This is a genomic window from Clostridium sp. OM05-5BH, assembly GCF_003481505.1.
Lineage (GTDB): Bacteria > Bacillota > Clostridia > Lachnospirales > Lachnospiraceae > Otoolea > Otoolea fessa.
On record NZ_QULJ01000001.1, the window covers coordinates 501,887 to 525,852 of the forward strand.

14 protein-coding genes are annotated in these 23,966 nt (G+C 50.6%); all 14 read left to right on the forward strand.

Translation table 11 applies throughout. The features are described 5' to 3' along the window. The first annotated feature begins 1,026 nt into the window (after positions 1-1,026). The 14 genes from DXB70_RS14600 to DXB70_RS02480 all read left to right on the forward strand — a co-directional run bounded on the left by DXB70_RS14600 (position 1,027) and on the right by DXB70_RS02480 (position 23,966). A complete protein-coding gene (locus DXB70_RS14600) occupies positions 1,027-2,631 on the forward strand; it encodes a YDG domain-containing protein (protein WP_347559577.1) in 1,605 nt (534 codons plus the stop codon). A 323-nt stretch (positions 2,632-2,954) separates the two neighbouring features. Further along, positions 2,955-3,464, forward strand: a complete 510-nt coding sequence (locus DXB70_RS02420; RefSeq protein WP_118469480.1) for a heme-binding protein — start codon at positions 2,955-2,957, stop codon at positions 3,462-3,464. 259 nt (positions 3,465-3,723) lie between these two features. Next, a complete protein-coding gene (locus DXB70_RS02425; RefSeq protein WP_118672588.1) occupies positions 3,724-8,553 on the forward strand; it encodes a cytidyltransferase-related domain protein in 4,830 nt (1,609 codons plus the stop codon). A gap of 84 nt (positions 8,554-8,637) precedes the next feature. Next, positions 8,638-9,894 (forward strand): lactate dehydrogenase, encoded by a 1,257-nt coding sequence (locus DXB70_RS02430; protein WP_118672589.1) that lies wholly within the window; start codon positions 8,638-8,640, stop codon positions 9,892-9,894. Positions 9,895-9,930: 36 nt separating this feature from the next. Beyond that, positions 9,931-11,079 carry an NAD(P)H-dependent oxidoreductase gene (locus DXB70_RS02435; RefSeq protein WP_243099885.1) on the forward strand — a complete coding sequence of 383 codons (1,149 nt, stop codon included), beginning with the start codon at positions 9,931-9,933 and terminating at the stop codon, positions 11,077-11,079. 307 nt (positions 11,080-11,386) lie between these two features. Beyond that, positions 11,387-12,667 (forward strand): ATP-binding protein, encoded by a 1,281-nt coding sequence (locus DXB70_RS02440; RefSeq protein WP_107000642.1) that lies wholly within the window; start codon positions 11,387-11,389, stop codon positions 12,665-12,667. Then, a complete protein-coding gene (locus tag DXB70_RS02445; RefSeq protein WP_117796260.1) occupies positions 12,668-13,513 on the forward strand; it encodes a DNA-binding domain-containing protein in 846 nt (281 codons plus the stop codon). Between the two features lie 155 nt (positions 13,514-13,668). Beyond that, positions 13,669-14,856 carry a sodium/glutamate symporter gene (gltS, locus tag DXB70_RS02450; RefSeq protein ID WP_118469477.1) on the forward strand — a complete coding sequence of 396 codons (1,188 nt, stop codon included), beginning with the start codon at positions 13,669-13,671 and terminating at the stop codon, positions 14,854-14,856. Between the two features lie 435 nt (positions 14,857-15,291). After that, a complete protein-coding gene (gene gdhA / locus DXB70_RS02455; protein WP_107000640.1) occupies positions 15,292-16,644 on the forward strand; it encodes an NADP-specific glutamate dehydrogenase in 1,353 nt (450 codons plus the stop codon). 276 nt (positions 16,645-16,920) lie between these two features. Continuing rightward, positions 16,921-18,069: a TAXI family TRAP transporter solute-binding subunit gene (locus DXB70_RS02460; protein ID WP_233430208.1), complete on the forward strand. Its 1,149-nt coding sequence runs from the start codon at positions 16,921-16,923 to the stop codon at positions 18,067-18,069. A 41-nt stretch (positions 18,070-18,110) separates the two neighbouring features. Next, positions 18,111-20,108 carry a TRAP transporter permease gene (locus DXB70_RS02465; protein WP_182448403.1) on the forward strand — a complete coding sequence of 666 codons (1,998 nt, stop codon included), beginning with the start codon at positions 18,111-18,113 and terminating at the stop codon, positions 20,106-20,108. Between the two features lie 310 nt (positions 20,109-20,418). Further along, positions 20,419-21,333, forward strand: a complete 915-nt coding sequence (locus DXB70_RS02470; protein ID WP_107000639.1) for a S1 RNA-binding domain-containing protein — start codon at positions 20,419-20,421, stop codon at positions 21,331-21,333. 71 nt (positions 21,334-21,404) lie between these two features. Then, complete coding sequence (locus DXB70_RS02475) at positions 21,405-22,136, forward strand: GTP pyrophosphokinase family protein (protein WP_333489802.1); 732 nt, start codon at positions 21,405-21,407, stop codon at positions 22,134-22,136. 12 nt (positions 22,137-22,148) lie between these two features. Continuing rightward, complete coding sequence (locus DXB70_RS02480; RefSeq protein ID WP_118672590.1) at positions 22,149-23,966, forward strand: glycerophosphodiester phosphodiesterase family protein; 1,818 nt, start codon at positions 22,149-22,151, stop codon at positions 23,964-23,966.

Sequence of the window (23,966 nt, forward strand, 5' to 3'; positions counted from 1 at the left end):
CAGGTACAAACTGATGTGACGATTACGGGTGGAACGATCTGTTTGAAGGAGGCGGATAAATATATACCGCGACCAATCATTTATGGCTGGGAGCAGGTAGGCCAAACGTGGCAGAAGAATAATACAATAAAAGATGGGAACGGTACCCCGGTTTATTACACCACAGCGGATCTGACCGGTATCTATGAGAATAATACACTGGTTGAAAAAGCAGATATTGAAGGAAGCTCCTACGGCTTTAAGGATGTCCGGACAGATTCCAACGGAAAGCTCTATATGTACCTTCCGGCTTCGGAGGCAGTGAAAGCCTCCTTTGGCGGTGTGGAATTTACCGGAAAGGTTGAGGCAGGCAAGGATGAGAATGTATTAGAGCGTGAACTGACTTCTGTTGATTATGGAAAGGAAGTATTGAAAAACAATTTACAGAGCGCAGTGGAATTTGCACAGTCAAAAGATGCGTCATCCTGGACGGAAATTCCGGTAAATGGTGCGGTATCGTTGACAGAGATTCTGGATAGCCAGCCAGAAGGTACAAATGAGATTTCCCTGTATGTCCGTAAGAAAGCGGACACTTCCGGCGCTGCAACCGAGATAAAGATTCCGGCAAGACCGCCAAAACCGGCTCAGATAACAGATGTAACGAAAGGTAGCTACTCTATCAAGGTAAATGGACAGTTCGATTCCAGTTACGAGTACGGAATTGCCGAATCTGAGTCTGGTGAGCCTGAGTGGTGGACGACGAAGACGTTTACGTCGCCGAAGCCGGCTAACACGTATTACGTAACCCTTCGTGTGAAAGCAACAGACAGCAGTTTTGCATCGAAGCCAGCTGATCGTTTGGAGGTGACAACACCGGATGCATTACTGATCGACGGTCCCGCTGGCGCTGTATCCTTTGAAGCGAAGGGAACCTATGGACAGACGCTTGCTCAGATTCAAGTACGGCTGGCAGAGAAATTTAAGGTTGTTAATTATGGTAGAACGGAGGTTTCTGGAAATTGGCACTTCATTGAAAGGCAGGGCGGAATGTCTGCTTCCTCCATTTATCCGGAGGTAAAGGGAAGCACTGCATATCAGGTCGAATTTATACCTGATAAAGCATCGGAAGGGCAGTATGGAGAACCTTTGACCCAGAGTGTGACTCCGGAGATATCTCCGAAAGAGTTGAAGGCAGTTCTTAAGACACCTATTGTAAAAAATTATGACGGAAGTACCGATATCGCATTAGAGGCGACGGTGGAGATAAAAACTCCGGGTCAGAGCACAGGTCAGAGCTATACCATCCGCGGTCTGAAAGGAAGCTTTGAAGATGCCAATGCCGGAACCGGTAAGACGGTAACCATTGATTCTTCAGAGGCAAAGGTTGAGACGGGTGAGAGTGGAGTGAATCTGCAGAATTACCTTATCACATATCCACCTCAGACCGGAACGATCCGTCCGAAACAGGGTTCGGTTTCAATCGACCAGAAAGCATGGATCGGAGAAAAAACCTATGGAGACGACAGCTTTCCGCTGACAGGTGTGAAGATAGTGGGAGATGGAGTTCTGAACTATACAAGCTCTGATGAAAAGGTTCTCACCGTGGACGCACAGGGACAGGTGACCATCAAAGGAACCGGTTCTGCAAAGGTAAGCATCACCATGGCAGAGGGAACGAATTATCTCGGTACAAGCACACCGGCAGAGGGAACCATAACCATTGAAAAAGGAACCCCCACTCTTACCTTAACGGCTGTGAACCGGACGACCGGAGTGCAGCTTTTGGAAGGAATTCTCGGAACAGAGAAAGAAGATTTCGACATCATTGCCAGAGTGCAGGGCGTTTACCAGGACAAGCTGCAGGGTTATGTTCATTTCTATGATAATGAAAATCCGGATGCAGATATAGTTTCGGTAGAGGAAGATGGAACCGCTGTACTCAAGTGGGCGAAGCCGGGAGAATCATTTGTAGGCACCCACACAATCAAAGCCGAGTTTGATTTTGGTGAATTTGATACGTGGGAATCCAGATACAACACACCGACTCCGACATCCCTTACATTTGAAATCAGTAAGGCAGCTCCACCGGCAGAGGATAAGCCAGATGACTCCGATAAGCCGGATAACTCCGACAAGCCAGACCAATCAGGCAGCCAGAGCGCTTCCTCCGGACGTGACAAGTCTTCCGGCAGCGGAGCGACCAGGCAGGATCCGGTGAAGGGAAGAATCAACAGCAGCATAGGTATTCTCACGGGAACTGTCAACAGTACGGCCAATGACGGAAAGAGTCACTGGATGCAGGATGAACATGGATGGTGGCTGCGCTTCGCAGACAGCAGCTACCCGAAGGCAGAAAAACGCGGTACAAATGGCATTGCATATGCATGGGAGCAGGTAAACGGCAACTGGTGGGCGTTCGATGAAAGCGGCTATATCAAGACCGGCTGGATGCGCGACGAAGACTATGGCGGCTGGTTCTACCTCGATCCGGAACACGGCATGCAGACCGGCTGGGTCCTGATTGACGGCAAATGGCACTATTTCCACCCGACCTCAGACGGAAGAAAAGGCATCCTGTATGTCGGACGTCTGACACCGGACGGCTACTATGTAGATGAAAATGGTGTGTGGGATGGGAAAGACAGACAGTAAAAAGAACATTTAGGTCGAAGTTTGATTGATTGCGGCTTCTATCTAAATACCTTATGAAGCCGAGTCAAAATGAAATTCCAATGTGTTTACAGCTGTATTCATGAAAAAATATAATGAGCGCAGGAGAAAAGAATGCGGCTGCGAAGCAGACATATTCTTTTCTTGCGCCATTAACGAACGAACAGCCATGCGAAGCAGGGCGGTAGAGCGCGATAGCGCGGGTTCGTGAGTGGACGGGTGAGAATACGTATGATATAATGAACCCTGGGGGATCATAATCTGATTCACAAGGGGAAAACAAACCGACACAGGAGGGGGAACACATGAAGAATTTCTACACCGAAGAACAGTGGAATGAGATTCTGAAACAGCAGGAATCCGTACTTTGCTACGACACATTTACCCGGAAACAGGCGCTTGAGCTGGGGCTTTTGATTGCAGAGGTCACGGAGAAAAAATATCACGGTTCGGTCGCTGTCCGCATCGTGGAGGACGAGACGACCGTCTTTGCCTACAAGATGGAGGGCGCGACGCTGGAAGCAGACTGGTGGATGACCAACAAGCTGGCAGCATCGCGGCTCACGGGGATGAGCTCGCTGCGGGCGCTGACGGCATCGAGAGCCGGAGAACTGGAAGCATCTTGGAAAGTGCGCGAGGAGAACTTCTTCGTGTGCGGCGGCTGCATTCCGGTTTTCATGAGAGATGGAAGCCGTCCTTTTGCCTATGTGATGGTATCCGGCATGGAACACTGGGACGATCATCAGGTGATCGCGGATGCGATGGCGAAACAGCTGGGAGTTGAGATTCCGGAGATTCGGAAAGAGCAGCCATAAAACGATTGACTTGTAAAAACAAAGACGTTTGCAGAAATGGAAGGTAGATGAGCTATCTGCATTTTTGCAGGCGTCTTTTGTGGTTTTACTGTGCCGTATGGCGATGAATTATCCGTTATTTTGTATGGCGCACTTCCCCACCTGGTGGTATAATTCAAGTATTATAAAATTTGATATGAAAAGAATATTTGCAATGACTCAGATGGTTTTTGCACAGCAAAGAAGCATCTGAGAGATCCAGAGAATGTGAGGGATGTGGATGAGTAAAAAAGAGGTACGTCAGGCGGCTGCGGAACTGACCGAGCGCCTTTGTGAAAAAGACTTTTTAGACCGGTCGGGGCTGAGCCGGAAAAATGTCATGATGCTCATGAACAAGGATCACTGGGAGGAACAGTTTGCCCATATTTTCCCGATTAAAAAACGGATTTCCTGCAGGGCGGTTTACGAAATCTGCGAGGAACCGTTAAGCCTTTTAGGGCATGAGCCGGAAGAGGGCTGGATGAAGTTTACCTACCAGTATGTGTGCCATATTCTCTACCCGGATGCGGAGTTTAAGAAGAAAAATGCTGCTTTTTCCGCCGGTGCGGAGTTCTATCTGGCAGTGCTTCAGTTCGTGTTTGACCGCGAGCGGGCGGTGCTTCCGTACAAACCGATGGAGGACTTTGCATTTTTGGGTGATGAGGAAGCTTCAAGCTTTGAGTGCGCGGCAGAATACAGCCGTTTCAAGAAGTTTTTCGCACAGGAATACATCTATGAGATGATGCGCCTCAATGCGGAGGTGACGCCGTTTCGGACGCTGGAACACATCGCGGGTGTGCATTATGTCGCGATGACGGTGGCACGCGGGCTTTATGCGGCGGGAGTTCCGATCGATCTGACGCTGACCTCGGGCGCGGCTGCGGGACATGATCTCGGCAAATTCGGCTGCAAGCCGAATGAGCGGGTTCCGTATCTTCATTACTATTATACAAACCAGTGGTTTAACAACCATTCGATGGAATACATCGGTCATATCGCGGCGAACCATTCGACCTGGGATCTGGAACCGGAAAACCTGTCGGTTGAATCCCTGGTGCTGATCTATGCCGATTTCCGTGTAAAACAGAGCCGCGGCGACGACGGGCGTGAGATTACCTACATTTCCAATCTGGATGAGGCGTTCAACGTCATCCTCTCGAAACTCGACAACGTGGACGAGGTCAAATTAAACCGTTACCGCTTTGTTTATTCCAAACTGCATGATTTTGAGGATTATATGCGGTCTCTCGGTGTGGATGTGGATTTGAATGGACACCCGAAAAAGCCGGAGGTGCTGCCGGATATTTCCCTTCGGAATGCAGAGCAGACGGTGCAGTCCCTCGTTTTCATGGGTATCGAGCATAATATCCGCGTTATGCATCAGATGGGGGCGGAACGCCAGTTTGGCAATCTCCTCGAGGCGGCGCGCAGCGAGAAGGATTGGAAGAGTGTCCGCGCGTACTTAAACATTTTCCGTGAATATTTTACATACACAAACGACAAACAGAAAGAGCAGACGCTGGGCTTTTTATATGAGCTTCTGATGCACCGTGAGGGCGACATCCGCGCGCAGGCGGCGAGGCTGATCGGACACGTGATCGCGCAGTTCAACGCCGGTTACCGCAAGGAGCGCCCGGCGGGCATGCCGGATATTGCCGAGGAGCGCGTGATGGAGATCTGGAAGCAATATCTGGAAATGATCATCCGACCGGATCATAAGCTGATGCTGCAGCAGAAAAGGCGCATCCGTTATCACCTGAAAAATGTGCTGGCATCGGTGGTTGATCATGCGACGCCGGGTGATCTGCGGGAATTTCTGGAGGCATTTCTGGTTTGGTATGACCGGGCGGAGGAGCTGGATCCGGGCGAGGCATTTTCCCTGCTGGATACGGTGCATTTCATGCCGTTTGATAAACTGAGCGAAGAGGAACTGGGGAAAATCGCAAAATTTGCCCTGATTGAGTCGCAGAGCGGGGAACCGGATGTGCGGATCGCATCGTGGCGCGCGTTCAAGCTTCTGACGGCGTACCAGCCGGATCATCCGTGCTGTGCCGAGATCGGCGTGTGCGTGAGGGCGGCGCAGGTTGAGGACAATATCACGATGACCTTCCTCAAATACCGCGTGTTAAGTAACCTCGGAGAGGACACGGCGAGAGAACAGGAACTTTTGTATGACCGCGATGTTGTCTCTGATATTTTCCTGGATAACCTCAAAACAGCGACGCCGTGGGTCATCAAGTCGGCCAATATCAAGCTGCTCGTCGATCAGATCGCCCATGGCAAACAGGAACATATGCTGCATATCGCAGCGCATCTCTCAAACCTTGTAAAAGTCAGCGAGCACGTGATCGTGCGCCATGATGCCGGAACCGCCCTGCTTCGCATCATCGGGCTTCTGACACCGGATCAGAGAAATGAGATCGTGGTCGAGCTGATGAAGGGGCTGGAAGTCGGTGAGTACGAATTTTCCAAATATATTCCGCAGTATCTGGGGCAGGCGGCGCTGTGGCTGCCGCCGGAACAGCTGGAGGAGATCGTTTCCTACCTGCATGGCATGATGGCAAATGCAAACGACCAGATAGTCTCGGTTGCGCTTGATACGGTCGGCGTGCTGCTGGAACGGTATTCGTGCTACCCAGAGCGCTTTGCGGAGGAAAAAGAGGTATGCGAGGAACGGCGCGGACGTCTGCTTGGCATCCTGCTCAGCGGTCTGGCGAATTACCGCGAGTCGGTGCGTCAGGAGGCGATGCTGGTGCTGGGGCAGACCGTCTTCGGCTCATCCTGGATGGAGTGCCGGGAGAAAAAAGAGCTGTTCGCCCTGTCCTTCCGCAAGATGCTGTTCTTATTCAATGAAAATAAGGGAAATGAGCTGACGGCATTTTATCGTGCGGCGTCCCTTTCTAATATTTACCGGTTCATCACGCAGTACCATATGACCGAGGGCAATTTAGAGATCAAAGAGCGGAACCAGGTGGCATTCTTCCCGGGCACATTTGATCCGTTTACGCTGTCGCACAAAGAGATTGTCCGCGAGATCCGCGACCTCGGCTATGAGGTATTTCTGGCGGTCGATGAATTTTCCTGGTCGAAAAAGGCGCAGCCGCATCTGATCCGCCGTCAGATCGTGAGCATGTCGGTGGCGGATGAGTTCCATGTGAACCTGTTCCCGGATGATATTCCGGTCAATATCGCCAATCCGGCGGATCTGAAACGCCTGAGAGAGGTGTTTTCCGGAAAAGAGCTGTATATCGTGGTCGGCAGCGATGTCATTGCCAATGCCTCTTCTTATAAGAAGAAACCGGTCAAAAATTCGATTCATTCGATGAACCACATCGCGTTCCGCCGCGTGGGTGATGTCAAGGCGGACAATAAATACAACCGTCAGATGATGGATCAGATCAGCGGCAAGGTTGTGGAGCTGGAGCTTCCGGAGCATCTGGAGGACATCAGTTCGACGAGAATCCGTGAAAATATCGATCTGAACCGCGATATTTCGAATCTGATTGACCCGTCTGTGCAGGAATATATCTATTACAATGGTCTGTATCTGCGGGAGCCGGAATATAAACCATATATCCGCGCGCGTGCGATCTCCTATGAGGAGGTGGAGATGCCGGATGAAATGCTTCTGGCGGAAATTTCGAATTTCGTTCTGCGGGACGAAGAAGATCGGGAGGACCTGTTAAATTCGATGAAGGAGTCGGGCGACCGGCTGCTGCTTCTTAGGAATACCGTGCAGGAAAACCGGCTGGTCGGCGTGGCACGGCTTCGCTATCTGGCGCCGGATGAGCTGTTTGCCGTCCTGGGACAGGTCAGTCTGGCAGATCAGGTGCGCCGCCATACCTACGGTGAGATTCTTCTGATTTCGGGTATCTATGTCGAGCGCGATCCGATGATCTACGACGCGGAACAGCTGCTTTTAACCGAGGCGATCGCACGGTCCTTTGAGTATAAATGCGGCTATGCACTTTTCTTCCCGGCAGACGGTTACTGCCCGGAGCGCGTGCTGTCGGCGGTGGTCCGCCAGGGCTTTGTGAAGGCGCCGGAATCCCCGGAAGACGCGCCGCTCTATCTGGTCGATATGCATGCGCCGCTTGTATTAGTGCAGAATCTGGAAACAACGTTAAAAGAACCATTTTCCAGCAATCCGCGCGTTCTGGATGCGATCTACAAGGCGCATCGGGAATTGCAGATGGCGATGACGCGCTTCTATCCGGGACAGCTGGTTCTTTCGATGTCTGCGAGCGTGATTTACCATCGTCTGGTGGAACGGATCACGGCGTTAAATGGTGTGCCGCGTGACCCAGTGACGCCGAGACGCCTCGGCGGGGCGATGTGCGTGCCGTTCGGCAAGATCCTGCGTGGAAAAGTTATTCCGAATACGGTGACGAAGACGCTGCATACAGATAAAGTGTACGATCCGGAGCTGAAAGAGAAGTCGATCGAAGCATTCCCGTACTATTCGCCGCTGCGAAGCCAGATCAAGGCTATCAAGTCCTTTGACCGCCCGGTGATTCTGGTGGATGATCTGCTGCATCACGGCGGACGTTTCGAGGCATTGGAACCGATGCTGCGCGAAGAGGGCGTGGAAATCAAAAAATTGGTGTTAGGTATGATTTCAGGCTACGGACGCGACACGATGGCGACGAAGGGCGTGCCGGTAGACAGTATTTATTATATTCCGAATCTGCGGAACTGGTTTGTTGAGTCCACACTGTACCCGTTCATCGGAGGCGATACGGTGCGCCGCGATACAGTGAAGGTGGCGGGACTGACGCCGTCGATCAATATGATCCTGCCGTATGCCGCACCGCCGGTACAGGGAAGTACGCCGGAAGCCGCGTTTGAGTTCTCCGCGTGCTGCATCCGCAACGCGCGCAACATTCTTCTGGTGCTCGAATCCGAGTACCGGGCGCTGTTTGCGAGAAACCTGACCTTAAGCCGCTTGTCTGAAGCGGTCATCCTGCCGCTCTGCCCGGATAAAGGCGAGTGCGTCAGCTACGATCCGAATCTGGCAGCGTCGGTGTATCTGGAAAATGATTTGGAGATGCTGTATCGGACGCGGAAGTGAGAAATTTGTGGAAGCACAAGGATAATTACTGGAATAGAAAAATAATATCATATAAGATATCAAAAAGAGCAGGGGGTATACAATATGTACTATTATAAAATTGGAGATAAAATCTGTTGTTCCTTCAATGGAAATTTATCATACGAAAAGGCAGAAATGCCGCACCCGGGCACGCCGCTCACATTCTTATTCGAGCGCGAGCCGGGAACCGGAAGAGATTCTTTTAAGGTAAACTCGCCGCTGCTTTTATTCCAGGAGGCAGAGAATGTTTCCTGGCTGAGCAGCCGGAAGCTGGAGGTGCAGGCGGCAAACAAGAATTGTGAGCTTGACGAGGCAGTCAAAGCCGCGATCGCTCAGGGCGTGATGCGCGCAGTCAACCGCCAGCATCCGGATTTTGAGGCTATTTTGGCAGAAAAACCGCAGAAAACGAAGAAAAGAGTCCATGTTCTGGCGATCGGCGATGTCGGAAGTACGCTGTTGACCGGGCTTCATCTTCTGGGCGGCGACTGCATCAGTTCGATCGGCATCTGTGATATTTCCGATAAAGTGACCGCACGCTGGGAATTTGAGGAAAACCAGATCGCGTATCCGTGGGCATATGACGCGCTGCCGGAGGTCGATGTGGTAAAACCGGAAGACCTCTTCAAATGCGATGTGTTTGTATTTGTTGCTTCCAAGGGAATCCCGCCGGTTGGTTCCGGTGTCAAGGATGTGCGGATGTACCAGTTTGAAAACAACTCCAAGATCGTTGCCCAGTATGCAAGACAGGCGAGAACCGAGCATTTCAAAGGCTTATTTGCCGTTGTCTCCGATCCGGTTGACCCGCTGGCAAAGACGGCATGGCTGGAGAGCAACAAGGACGAAAACGGCATCCTTGATTTAAAGGGACTCCGCCCGGAACAGGTACAGGGCTTCGGACTCGGCGTTATGAATGCGCGCGCGGCTTATTATGCGAAGCGCGACGGGCGGTTTTCACAGTTTTTGACTGAGGGGCGTTCCTTCGGACCGCATGGACAGGATCTCGTCATCGCAGATTCCATTGCAAATTACAACGATGCGCTTTCAAAAGAACTGACCCAGCTGACGGTAACGGCAAACCTGCATATGCGTGCGATCGGTTTCAAGCCCTTTATCGCACCGGCATATTCCTCCGGCGCGATCTCCCTGATTCTGATGATGCGCGGCGAATGGCACTGCGGTTCCGTATTCATGGGCGGCATCTTCATGGGCGTGAAAAACCGTTATACTGAATACGGTCTGGAAACAGAAATCCTGCCACTGCCGGATGCGCTGTATGAGCGGATTGTGACGGCGGAGGAAAATCTGAAAAAGATTGTGTGATTGATGAGTCTTATCGCAGGAAGGAAGCGAAAATAAATGATTCATTCAAATTCAGAAGGAGATATTTATATAGAAGAAATGCCTCTCCTCCTCGTTCATCTGCGCGAGGAGGAAAAAGGCGCGGATGCGCGCCTTTCTGAGGTGTTATCCTATGCGCTGGACGGCTACGCCTACGAGACAGCGGCGGAAATCAGTGCTTTTGAAGATTATGTAAACCGATGGAGGCGCCTGGAGAAGACACAGAATCGAAAAAATCCAGTCCAGGGACGTATCCTGTTTGCCGTGCCGCTTGGCACATCTGGCATCAACCTGGAGCTTTACCGTCTGATTCGTTTCCTGCGGGAACATCCGGATTTTCTGAACGGTTTTGTCGGCGGACTTTTGGTGGACAGTGAAAATGACCTCTATTCCAAATCGGCGGCGAAGGATCTGGTATTTGCCGCTAACTGTGCGGGCTGCGCGTTCGTGGGACGCCCGCTCGTCGAGGGCACGCGGACACTTTCCAATTACACGATCGTTTCCAATAATCTTGGAACCGATCTGATGGGGGCATACCGCGAGAGCGCGGCGGGGCTGGTCAAAGAAGTACTGGGAACGGATTGCGTCAGGAAAAAATGTCCGAAAGTATTGGTATTGCACGCGTCAAGCCACAAGACCTCCAACACCTACGCGATCTGGAACCGGGTGAAAGAACAGCTCCCGGAGATGGAGATCCGGGAGATAGGGCTTCGAAACGGTACGCTTTCCGACTGCGCCGGATGCCCGTACAAGATGTGCCTGCATTTTGGCGAGCAGGGAAGCTGCTTCTACGGTGGAGTGATGGTCGAGGACGTCTATCCGGCAGTCCGCGAGGCGGATGCGATCGTGATGCTCTGTCCAAACTACAACGATGCGCTGTCGGCAAACCTGACTGCGTTCATCAACCGCCTGACTTCGCTGTTCCGGACGACGCGGTTTTATGACAAAGCGCTGTTTGCGGTGGTTGTGTCGGGCTATTCCGGAAGCGATATCGTGGCGGAACAGCTTATCGCGGCGTTAAATATGAACAAAACCTTCTATCTGCCGGGGCAGTTTGCGATGATGGAGACGGCAAACAATGCCGGGGCAGCGATGCAGCTGCCGGGGATTGAGGAACGGATGAATGCGTTTGCGGAGAGAATCCGGGAGACGCTATTATATAGGTAAAGAGGCGTTATAAGCAGGGCAGCGTCACTGGGAGAGTTTGTAACTGTTCACAGGTAGGAATTTTTTGAACTGAAAATTCCGTACGATACAGTTCCGGCAGCAGATTTTGCCGATTTGGAATGCGTAGCATCGGCAAAATCCCGTTGCTGGGCACACGTGTGTGAACAGTAACGAGAGTTTCACATCTGCTATAAAATTCTTTACAGATTTCATGAAACTAAGTATACTATATAAATATGCAAAAACTGTTTTACTCAGGCTAAAAGCTATGTGAAATTGTACTATTTAAAGAGGGAGAAAGGCAGAAATGAAATCCTGGAGACGAACATTAGCGATAGGCTTTATCATAGCGATAACTTCGCAGCTTTATTGGAACGTATTTGTCAACAATTTCCGTGTGTCAGCGTCGGTTATCCTGCTTCCGGTGCTGATTATGACAGTCGGAAGCCAGATTCACACGATGACGATCTGTACGGTGACGTCGATCATTGTTTTTTTATTCCGAATTGTGATATATTATCTGCAGGGAATGCCATCCGAGATGCTGGTACAGCTTGCGATGCCCGGTGCGTTCTTTTATATCGTGTACGGCATGATGTTCAAGCTGCAGATCCGGAATAAACATATCGCGAATCTGGAAAATGTGATTGCGGCGGCATTTTTCTGTGACTTATGCTCGAATATATTCGAAAACTTCCTGGCGGCGCTTCTTAAAAACAATGCGATGCCGGGACCGGATATAATTCAAAAGCTTTTTATGATCGCTGCAGTCCGCACACTTTTTGTGGCACTGGCACTGATCGGAGAACAGCAGTACCGGCTTCTTCTTACGAAAGCGGATCATGAGAGCCGTTATCAGCGGTTATTTCTTATGACAACGGGACTCAAGACTGAGATTTACCTGATGCATAAGAACACCGAGGAGATCGAGCGCGTCATGAGCAATGCATACAAGCTCTATGAGCAGATTCTGGAAAAGGATCTTCCACGGGAAATGCAGCAGATGGGACTTGAGATAGCGCGGGATGTCCATGAGATCAAGAAAGATTACATCCGCATCATTCAGGGCATTGAGGAGGCGATCGAGGAAGAGTCGAACGAGGAAACGATGAGCCTGCAGGATCTTCTTCGGATTCTGGAATCATCCACCTACCGGACCATGGCGGAGAAAAAGCTGGATATCCGTCTGATGTTTGACTGTCGGGACAATTTTATGACGCAGGAACACTACCAGCTTATGACGATTCTCAAAAATTTGGTAGGAAATGCGGTGGAAGCGATCGAATCGACGAAAAAAAGTGGGATGATCTGGATTCGGGAGTACAAAAAAGATGGTAATTATGTGTTTGAAGTAGCGGACGACGGACCGGGAATTTCAGAAAAACATCTCCCACGGATTTTCAATATGGGATATTCAACGAAGTTTGATGAAAAAACCGGCAATATATATAGAGGCGTCGGGCTCTGCGGTGTGAAAAACGCGGTAGAGGAGCAGTTTGAAGGTAGTATTTCAGTGGATTCGGAAGAGGGAAGAGGAACGAAATTCCATATTGAGATACCGATAGCGAAATTGGAGGAAATAGAGTAAATGGAGATTTATATTGTTGAAGATGATATGTCAGTGATCAGCGTCCTGCAGGATATTATTGAAGATAATGATCTGGGAATCGTCTGCGGAACTTCAGAGGGACAGCCGGCGGATGTGGATGATATCCTGGCAAAGAACCCGGATATGGTTCTGATTGATTTTCTGATGCCGGAAAAGGACGGTGTTCAGGTCATGCGTGAGCTGCGGGAAAGAGGCTGCAAGGCAAAATGCATCATGATTTCCCAGGTGGCGGCGAAAGAATTGATCGGCAAGGCATACGATGCGGGCGTTGAGTTCTTCATCAGCAAGCCAATCAATATCATTGAGGTAAAATCGGTCATCCGCAATGTGGATGAGCAGATCAAGAATGAGAAAACGCTGACGAATATTAAGAAAATGTTCATGGCAGAGATCGCGGATATGCCGAAGGAGAAGAAAAAAGATGACGGTTACGGCAGAAAGGTGCTTTACATTTTAAACCGTCTTGGCATGTCCGGCGAGAAGGGCGGCGACGATATCCTTCGGATCTGCGAGTATCTGCACAACAACGGACGCCCGATCTCCCAGGTCAGCATCGGTCAGCTCTGCGAGCTTTTGAGCGATGCGCCGAAGAACATGGAGCAGCGTGTCCGCCGTGCGATCGCGGTCGGCATGTCGAACCTGGCACATTTGGGGATTGAGGATTTCATGAATGAAACCTTTACTGCATACTCCAGCACCCTGTTCCCATTCGAGGAAATCCGGGCAGAGATGGATCACATCCGCGGTAAACGCCGTTACGGTGGCAAAGTCAGCATCAAAAAGTTCATCGACAGCCTGATGCTGGCGGTAGATCGTGAGGTATAACGGGTAGATTTACAAAACTTTCCAATTTATTTATCATAAGTTAAAAAAATGTTATAAAAATTTTATGTTTTTATGATGGATCTTGTAGTTTTTTGTCGGGGCTACAGTATTATACACCTGCGAGCAAGAAAAAAAAATAGGTTGGAGGTAGTTGTATGAAGACAATCGAGCTTGATATGTATCAGGCAACCGCAGTTGCGGCACTTGTACTGTTACTGGGACGTGTTCTGGTAGCTAAAATTTCTATTCTTCGTCGGTATTGTATTCCGGCACCTGTAGTTGGTGGTTTCCTTTATGCAATCGTTCATACCATCGTAAGAGGCATGGGCATTCTGGAAATTTCCTGCGACATGACACTTAAAAACGTATTCATGGTAGCTTTCTTCTGTAGCGTAGGTTTCACAGCATCCTTCCGTATGCTGAAGAAGGGCGGCGTTCAGACAGTTGTATTCTTGGCTCTGTCAGCTGTTATGGTAATTCTTCAGAACGTTCTGGGTGCTGGTCTGGCAAGCGTATTTGGTCTGGATCCTCGTCTGGGTCTGGCAACCGGTTCCATCCCGATGGTAGGTGGTCACGGTACTGCTGGTTCCTTCGGACCGTTACTTGAGGAATTAGGCGTAGCAAATGCGAGCGTTGTAGCTATCGCTTCCGCTACTTATGGTCTGGTTGCAGGCTGCGTAATCGGTGGTCCTATTGCAACTGCTAAGATCCGTAAGTACAAACTGTCCGCAGTTGCTGAGGCAGCTACTAAGACTGAGACTGTAGAGACAGATGAGACTGGTGCAATCGATTCCGCTAGAATCCTTGACGGTCTTCTGTACTTAATCGTTGCTATCGGTGCTGGTACTATCGTATCCATGTTCCTTGGCAAGTTTATGACATTCCCGTTCTACATCGGCGCAATGTTAGTTGGTGCTATCATCCGTAACATCATGGATGTTCAGAACAAAGAGATCCCGATGGAAGAGATCAGCACACTGGGCGGTGCTTCCCTTTCCGTATTCCTGGGTCTGGCTATGATCGATATGAAGCTGTGGCAGTTAGCTGAGCTGGCTGTACCGATGGTAGTTATGCTTCTTGCACAGACAGTACTTATGTTCTTCTATGCAAACTTCGTTGTATTCAACGTACTTGGCAAATCCTACGATGCTGCTGTTATGACCAGTGGTTTCTGTGGATTCGGTATGGGTGCTACCCCGAACGCTATGGCAAACATGCAGGCAATCACCGGCGTATATGGTCCGGCTCCGACTGCATTCATGGTTGTTCCGCTGGTAGGTTCCTTATTCATCGACTTTGTAAACGCAACTATCCTGACAGGATTCATCAGCTTCCTGGGCTAATAGATGCGAATTTCAAGAGGTCTGCTTTTCAGCAGGCCTCTTTTTTTGCGTAATAGGAAATTCCTTGGAATTTTCTATCACACAAAAAGGAACGAATGTGCCAATGATACGTACTCGCGCGAAGATGCAGGTTGTCGCAAGCGACCGCGCGAGACGCCCGAATGTGCCAGGACACATTCGTTGTCCATCTCCGAGTTATAATCAGGAACAATATAACTCCATAAGCAAATAATAATAACATCTATAACACTATTTTTATTTGATTCTGACGAAGAAATGATCTATAATACATTATAGAAACAGAAAAGTTCACAAAAACAATTTGGAACCAGAGGGAATTATGTACAAGATTGATGAAACCATCGTCAAGTATTTGTGGTAACCATAGTTCAGTGAACTATTCAAACTTATATACATATCAGGAGGTATTATCCAATGAGCAAGTATGTTGACAGAGTTCTTGCAGAACTCAAAGAGAAAAATGCACATGAAGCCGAATTCCTTCAGACAGCAGAGGAAGTATTATCCACTCTGGGTCCGGTTGTAGATGCACATCCGGAGTACGAGAAGGTTGCTCTTCTTGAGAGAATGGTTGAGCCGGAGAGAACTATCGAGTTCCGTGTACCGTGGGTTGATGACAACGGTGCTGTTCATGTAAACCGTGGCTATCGTGTACAGTTCAACGGCGCTATTGGACCGTACAAAGGAGGCTTACGTTTCGCTCCTTCTGTAAACCTGTCTATCATGAAATTCTTAGGCTTCGAGCAGACTTTCAAAAACAGCTTAACAACCCTGCCGATGGGCGGTGCTAAGGGTGGTTCTGACTTCGACCCGAACGGCAAGAGCGATGCAGAGGTTATGAGATTCTGCCAGTCCTTCATGACTGAGTTATATCGTCACATCGGACCGGACGTAGATATCCCGGCTGGTGACCTTGGTGTAGGTGCTCGTGAGATCGGTTACCTGTATGGCCAGTACAGAAAGATCCGTGGTGCATTCGAGAACGGTACTATCACTGGTAAGGGAATGTCCTTCGGTGGTTCTCTGGTACGTCCGGAAGCAACTGGTTTCGGCGCTGTTTACTATGTAGAAGCAGTTATGAAACATGAGAACGATGACATCAAAGGCAAGAGCGTTGTTGTATCTGGTTTCGGTAACGTTGCTTGGGGTATCTGCAAGAAACTGGCTGAGCTGGGTGCTAAGGCTGTTACCCTGTCTGGTCCGGACGGATACATCTACGATCCGGAAGGTGTTGTAACTGAAGAGAAGATCAACTACATGCTGGAGATGAGAGCATCTGGACGTAACAAAGTTCAGGATTACGCAGACAAGTTCGGCGTACAGTTCTTCCCGGGTGAGAAACCGTTCGGCGTTAAGGCTGACATCGTTATGCCGGCTGCTACTCAGAACGACGTTCGTATGGAAGAGGCTCAGAAGATGGTTGCTAACGGCCTTAAGTACTACATCGAGGTTGCTAACATGCCAACTACCAACGAAGCTCTTAAGTTCTTAATGGAGCAGAAGAACATGGTAGTAGCTCCGTCCAAGGCTGTTAACGCAGGTGGCGTTCTTGTATCTGGTCTTGAGATGAGCCAGAACAGCGAGAGATACAGCTGGACAGCAGAGGAAGTTGATTCCAAACTTCATCAGATCATGACTGGTATCCATGATGGTTCCGCAGCAGCAGCTGAGAAATACGGCTTAGGCTACAACCTGGTAGCTGGTGCTAACATCGTTGGTTTCCAGAAAGTTGCTGACGCTATGATGGCTCAGGGTATCTGCTGGTAGTCAGTAGTTCCCCATACCATATGGAGTGAATGTATAAGTAATATAATTGCATAATGCAGTTACATAAAGAGACTGCTGATTCGGACAACCTGGCGACAGGAAGTCCGGCTCAGCGGTCTTTTTTGCGTAATAGGAAATTCCTTGGAATTCCCTATTACGCAAAAAGGCACTAACGTGCCAAGGAATAATTCTTCCCTCCCACACATAAAATAGTAATGGTAATTTTTGACAGTCTATCTAAGACGTAAATGTTCAAGCAGGGAGGAGAATGAGAGAATGAGAAGAACAAAAAAGACGAAAAAAACGAGAATGCAGGGACACATGGCAGTAGCAATTTCCATGGCGATGGCGGCAGGGCTGGCGCTGACGGGATGCGGCAGTACCGGAACGACAGGAGTATCGGCAGAGACATCTGCGGGAGGTAAAAATGAAGCCGGGAGGAATACTGCCGGTAACACAGCAGGCGGACAGGAAGAAAGTCAGAGTGGGGCTGGCGCTGCGCAGGTGACAGACACGAAAAAGGGCGGAAAGGATGGCGGAACCAGCCTCATTTTCACGACGGGAGGCGATCAGGGTACATATTATGGATTTGGCGGCGTGCTTGCAGGAAAGATAGGGGAATCGACCAGCACTTCGGTGACGGCGATCACATCGGGCGGTTCGCAGGCAAATATCGAGGCGCTGGATGCACATGATGCGGATTTGGGATTTGTGCAGTCGGATGTCATGGCATATGCCTACAATGGTACGAATCTCTTTGAAGAATATGGAAAAGTTGCTGATTTCTCGACCGTGGCGGCGCTCTATATGGAGCAGGTGCAGATTGTTACGCTAGATCCGTCGATTCAGTCGGTAGCCGATCTGGAAGGCAAAAATGTTTCGGTCGGCGCGGCGGGGTCAGGCGTCTATTATAATGCGGTGGATGTGCTGGGAGCATATGGATTGGATATCGAAAAAGATATAAATCCGACGTATCAATCCTTTGGGGACAGCGCAGAGGCGCTGCAGGATGGCAAGATTGATGCGGCATTTGTCGTAGCGGGTGCACCGACGACCGCAATCACCTCCCTGGCAGCGACGAAGGATGTGTATCTCGTCAGCCTGGACGATGAGCATATGGATCAGCTGATTAAAGAATCGCCATATTACAGCAAAAACACGATCCCAGCGTCCGCGTATGGAACGGATGAGGATATCAGGACGGTGGCTGTCGGTGCGGTAGTAGTGGCGCGCGATGACGTTCCGGCAGAGGATATCTATAACTTCTGCTATGGCGTCTTTGAAAATATGGATTCCATCAAGGCGGCGCATGCGAAGGGAGCGGAGCTGAACCTTGAATTTGCCACTTCGGTCACAGCGGTTCCGTATCATCCGGGAGCAGCGGATTATTTCGCAGAGAAAGGGATGGAGGTGCCGGTGAAATAAGGGGGAAACCCAGAAATGAAGTGTGAAAGGGGGTTATACGAATGGGTGAATGGAAGGAAAAGAAAAACAGGGCACCAGATCTAAAATACCTGGAACGTGAAAGCCTAAAAAAGGGCGATTCGGACACAGGGACAGCTGCGGATGTTGAGTTAGTCATGAAAAAATATGACCGCGAGTCCAACACGCGCGTCTGGCAGGGGAAACCAGCATCGATCATCCGGTGGCTGTCGGTATTATTTTCCGTTTACAGCATTTATGTGACGCTTTTCAGTACCGCCTTGCCGGAAATCCGGTTGTCGATGTTTCTGGGAATGATTCTGATTCTCGGGTATCTGCATTATCCGATTCAGAAGGGAGGCGGACGCATCAACCATATGCCGTGGTACGACTGGGTTCTGATGGCAGTGGGGGCGGTTCCATTTTTCTATTTTGCGGCGAACGCGCATGCGATCATTAAGCTGGCGACGCGGGTCACGAAGAATCCGGTTATGGTGCTGATGGCGATTCTGGCGGTGCTCTCGCTGATGGAACTTTGCAGGCGTTGTGTGGGAATCCCGATTCTCTGTGTGGTCGGTGCACTGCTTGTATATACATTTGCGACGGTGCGTTTTGGAAAGGTTATTTATGATTTATTTTACACGACGAGCGGAGTTATGAATACGCCGATCAATGTCTGTGCAAAATATATTGTGGTCTTTATCATTTTCGGGGCGTTTCTGGAACGGACGGGGATCTCGAATTTTTTTATCGACCTGGCGAACTGTCTCTGCGGTTCCTCGGCGGGCGGTCCGGCGAAGGTGGCGGTTATCTCCTCGGCGCTCTGCGGGATGGTATCGGGATCTTCGGTTGGAAATACTGTCACAACGGGTTCGGTCACGATCCCGATGATGAAAAAATGTGGTTACCGCCCGGAATTTGCCGGAGCAGTGGAGGCGGCTGCTTCGACCGGCGGGCAGATCATGCCGCCAATCATGGGCGCGGCAGCATTCCTGATGGCAGAATATATGGGCGTGCCGTATGCGACGGTGGCGCTGAAAGCGATTCTTCCGGCAGTGCTGTATTTTGCGGGTATTTATATCGCAGTGCATCTGGAGGCACAGAAACTGGGACTTCGTGGAATTCCGCGGGAGGAACTGCCGCAGATGCGGGTGCTGATGAAACAGATCTATCTGCTGGCACCGTTGATTGTGCTGGTGGTGCTGGTATCGACAAATACATTTACGATGCAGTTTTCTGCGTCGGTAGCGATCTTTGCCGCGATTGCGGTCGGTGCTCTGAACCGGAATAACCGGATCACGCTGAAAAAGATTGTGGATGCGCTGGAGGCAGGCGGACGCGGCACGATCACGGTGGCGGTTGCCTGTGCGATGGCGGGGCTGGTGGCTGGATGTATCACATCGACCGGTCTGGCATCGAAGCTGATCACGGCAATTGTGGCAGTTTCCCAGGGAAAACCGCTGATCGCGCTGTTTCTGACGATGTTATGCTGTATCGTGCTTGGCATGGGCGTTCCGACGACGGCAAATTACTGTATTATGGCGGCGACCTGTGCGCCGATTCTGATTGCACCGGAGATCGGGATCAATCTGGTCTGCGCGCATTTCTTTGTTTTCTATTTCGGAATCGTGGCGGATATCACACCGCCGGTGGCATTGGCAGCTTATGCGGGTTCCGCGATCGCGAAAGCGCCTCCGATGAAAACGGCGCTCAATGCGACGCGGCTGGCGGTTGCCGCTTTTATCGTGCCGTATATTCTGGCATTTAACCCGGCGATGGTATTCATCGACACGAATGCACTGCAGGTTGTGCAGATCTGCATCACCTCGCTGCTCGGTATCTTCGGGATTGCGGCGGCGCTTAACGGTTTTCTGTTTGGATGGCTGTCCGTTGTAGAGCGGCTGGTTTTGATCGTGGGCGGTCTGTGCATGATGGATCCGGGCGCATGGACGGATCTTCTGGGACTTGTGTTGGTTGGCGGTGTGACATTCTGGCAGAAGAACCATGGATTGGAGAAAGATGCGGAGACGGGTGTTGGATGAATGAATTTGCATTGCAGTTTACATAACGTGTAAACTGTGATGTGAAGTGTGTGTAAACGTAGACCGCACAGGCGCAGGCATGTGCGGTCTTTTGTGGCATAGGAAACTTCGGGCGGTTTCAGCAAGGTATGTTTTTTGTTTCCGGTGGGATGTTTGCAAACCAGAGGCTGTGAATCGGGCGGTAGCGAATCGATTTTAAGATAATTTTCACAAATTCACTCTGGAAATATCGGGTGGAATATGGTTAAATAGTCAATAGAGTTTTGCCACCCAAAAGAGTGTAGAAGGAACGGAAAGGAGAAATACCAGGATGGATGAGAATAAAGAGTTGGTAGAGACAATGGAGGACTATGCCGAGGAGCTGGAGGCGTCTTTCAAGCGTCTGCATGAGGGCGATATTGTGACTGGCACGGTTGTTGCAGTGACGGACGACCAGGTGCTGGTGGATTTGAAATATTTTGCTCAGGGCGTGATTGACCGTGAGAATCTGAGCAATGATCCGGATTTTAATATGAAAGAAGAGATTCAGCCGGGCGACCTGCTCACGGCAACGGTAATTCAGACCGACGACGGCGAGGGCAATGTCGTTTTATCCCGCAAGGAGGCGAATGACAGGATGACGTGGGAACATTTCCGTCAGCTGCTTGATGAGCGCACACCGCTTGAGGTTACTATTTCCGAGGTCGTAAACGGCGGTGCGGTTGCGATGGTGGAAGGCGTGCGCGGCTTTATACCGGCGTCGAGACTGGATGCAGCGTATGTCGAGGATCTGGACAGCTGGAATGGAAAGAAGATTCCGGTGCTGGTGATTGAGGCGGATGAGGAGAAGAAACGTCTCGTCCTGTCCGGCAGAGAGTTGGCGAGAGAAAAACAGGATGCGGAGAAGAAGAGCCGGATTGCGCGTTGTGAGACCGGCGCGATCATGGAAGGAACGGTCGAGACAATCAAGCCATACGGCGCGTTTGTCCTGCTGGAAAATGGCTTAAGCGGACTGGTACACGTTTCCCAGATGAGTAAAAAGCGTGTGGAGAATCCGGGTGCAGTCGTAAAGGTGGGACAGAAAGTGACGGTGAAAATCCTGTCTACCGCAAATGGCAAACTAAGCCTTAGCATGAAAGAGGTAGAGCCGGACGAAGCGCCGGAAGAGGAAGTGTTTAATTATCATGAGTCAGGCGAGGCGACAACCGGGTTTGCTGAGCTGTTAAAGGGCTTTAAATTTGACTAAATAGCAGTAAAGGAGAGGGAAAATTGAATATCCCTGAGACGTATAATCAGCTTGACCAGTGGACGACAGTCATGTTTCTGTACAATTCTGCCCTGAAAGCGATTAACACGAAAATTGAAATTCTAAATAACGAGTTTATTCATTTATATAATTACAATCCGATTGAGCACATCAAATCGCGCCTGAAAACACCGGAGAGTATCGTCAAGAAGCTTAAACGCGGTGGACATGAGGTGACGATCCCGAACATGATTGAGCATCTGAGCGATATTGCGGGCATCCGTATTATCTGCTCGTTCAGCCCGGATATTTACCGGATCGCGGAGATGATCGCGCGTCAGTCAGATGTGACGGTGCTGGTGGTGAAGGATTATATCAAGAATCCGAAGCCGAACGGCTACAAGAGTTACCATATGGTTGTGACGATCCCGATTTATCTAAGCGATGGTCCGGTGGATACGAAGGTGGAGATCCAGATACGGACGATAGCGATGGATTTCTGGGCAAGTCTGGAACACAAGATTTATTATAAATTTGAAGGAAATGCGCCGGATTATCTGGAGCAGGAACTGAAAGCCTGCGCGGATATGGCGGATATGCTGGATAATAAGATGTTTTCCCTGAATCAGGCGATCACGAAGATTGCGGAGGAACAGGCGAAGGAGAAGGAAGCTGCGAAAGTGGCGGAGGAAATGAAGAAAGCAGAGCGGGAGGATGTGCCCGCGGGGAACGAGCAGGAGCCGAAAGACGGGAAACGGAGCGGGGAATCTGCGTCCGGGAACCGGAAAGAAGCCGGAGAGTAAGAGACGAAGAAAATGAAGATACGCAGGCGGATGGGTGAGACAAAGCAGATTGTTCAGGTAAATGGGGGGAATATTCTGCTGTTTGAGCTGGCTTTCCGTTTGCTCACGCTGCCGCTTCTTTTGCAGGCAGTGGCGGCGCTGTTCCGGCTGTCGGTGCGCGCGTCTGGCTACAGTTATGTGACGGTCAGCAATCTGGTTTCCTACCTGCTGCGGCCGGTTACGATCGCGATTCTGGTTTTGATGGCAGCGATCCTACTGGTGGGAGTTTCCATCGAGGCGGCGGGACTTCTGGCGGCATATCAGGCGGCGGCACTCTCGCGGAAAATGAGCGCTTTTTCGATGTTTGCGGCAGGCATCCGTCTGACGGTATCAGAGATCCGAAAGCGGAATCTGAGGTTGTTTCTGGTGCTGGCGGTTCACGGCCTGGTGCTTCATTCATTTTTGATTTACCGGATGTTATGTCATGTGAAGGCGGTCAAATTTATCCTTCCAGCGCTTCTGGCGGAGAACTGGGGGCGGCTTTTACTGGTTGGCGTGATTGTTGGCGCGGTTGTGATTTCACTTCCGACGATTTTTATCTGTTTTGGCTGTATGCTGGAGCAGCGGTCGTTTCGGGGCGGATTTCTGCGAAGCAGGGAGCTGCTGCGCGGTAATCGGGTACAGGTAGTTGGGACGCTTGTTTTGTGCAATCTGGCAGTTACGGCGGTGACGGTGGTGCTCTATCTGATTGCGGTTGTGATTGTGGCGGTGTTTGCTGTCTGGTTTGCGGACCGGCGTCTGGAATTGATTCTGGTTTTAGAGGCGCGCGACCGGATCGAGATGGTTTTGATGCCGCTCATGAGCATCGCGCTGATGTCGGTCAATTATGGCGCATTGACGGTGTTATATGTGCAGCTGGACCGGAAACGTCAGAACAAAGAGCGCTGGAAGTTTGAAGCTGGCGAACATGCGGGTCTTCCGTGGATGAGCCGCCGCAACCGGATGGCGGCGCTGGCACTTCTGACGGCATTGAGCGCCGGAGCAATGTACGACGCTTTTTACCGGGGCAATGTGCTGGCGGCGGATCAGCTGAGGGAAGTGCAGCTCACAGCGCATCGGGGCGCATCGACGAGCGCACCGGAGAACACGATGCCTGCGATGGAGGCAGCGGTCGATCAGATGGCGGATTTTGCAGAGCTGGATGTGCAGGAGACGCGGGATGGTGTGCTGGTATTGTTCCATGACAGCACTCTGGAGCGGATCGACGGGACGCGGCGGACGATCCGATCGCTTTCCTGGGATGAGCTGCAGCAGGTAGATGCCGGTGGCTGGTATTCGGAGCAGTACAGCGGGACGCGGATTCCGAAGCTGGAGGACGTTATCGAATATGTCAGGGGACGGATGATGCTGAACATCGAGATCAAATATGCCGGCGCGTCGAGCGATCTGCCGGAAAAGGTCGTGGACTGTATCCGGGAGAATGATTTCGTGGAACAGTGCGTCGTGACATCGACGAGTCTTTCTTATTTAAAGCGGGTGAAGGCGGCGGATCCGGATATTTATACGGGCTATATTTTGTCGGCAGCATATGGAAGCTATTACGAGGATGATGCGATCGATTTTATCAGCCTGATCTCCAGTTCAGCGAACCGGAAGCTGGTCGAGCGCGTCCATGCCTGTGGTAAGGAGGTCCATGTCTGGACGGTCAATAAAAAGAGTGAACTGGAGCGAATGAAGATGATTGGCGTTGATAACATTATCACTGACCGACCGATTCTGGCGCGGGAGGTCATTCTGGGCGAGGAAAATGCGGAGAATCTGCTGGCGCGGCTGAGGGCATTGTTACGCTAA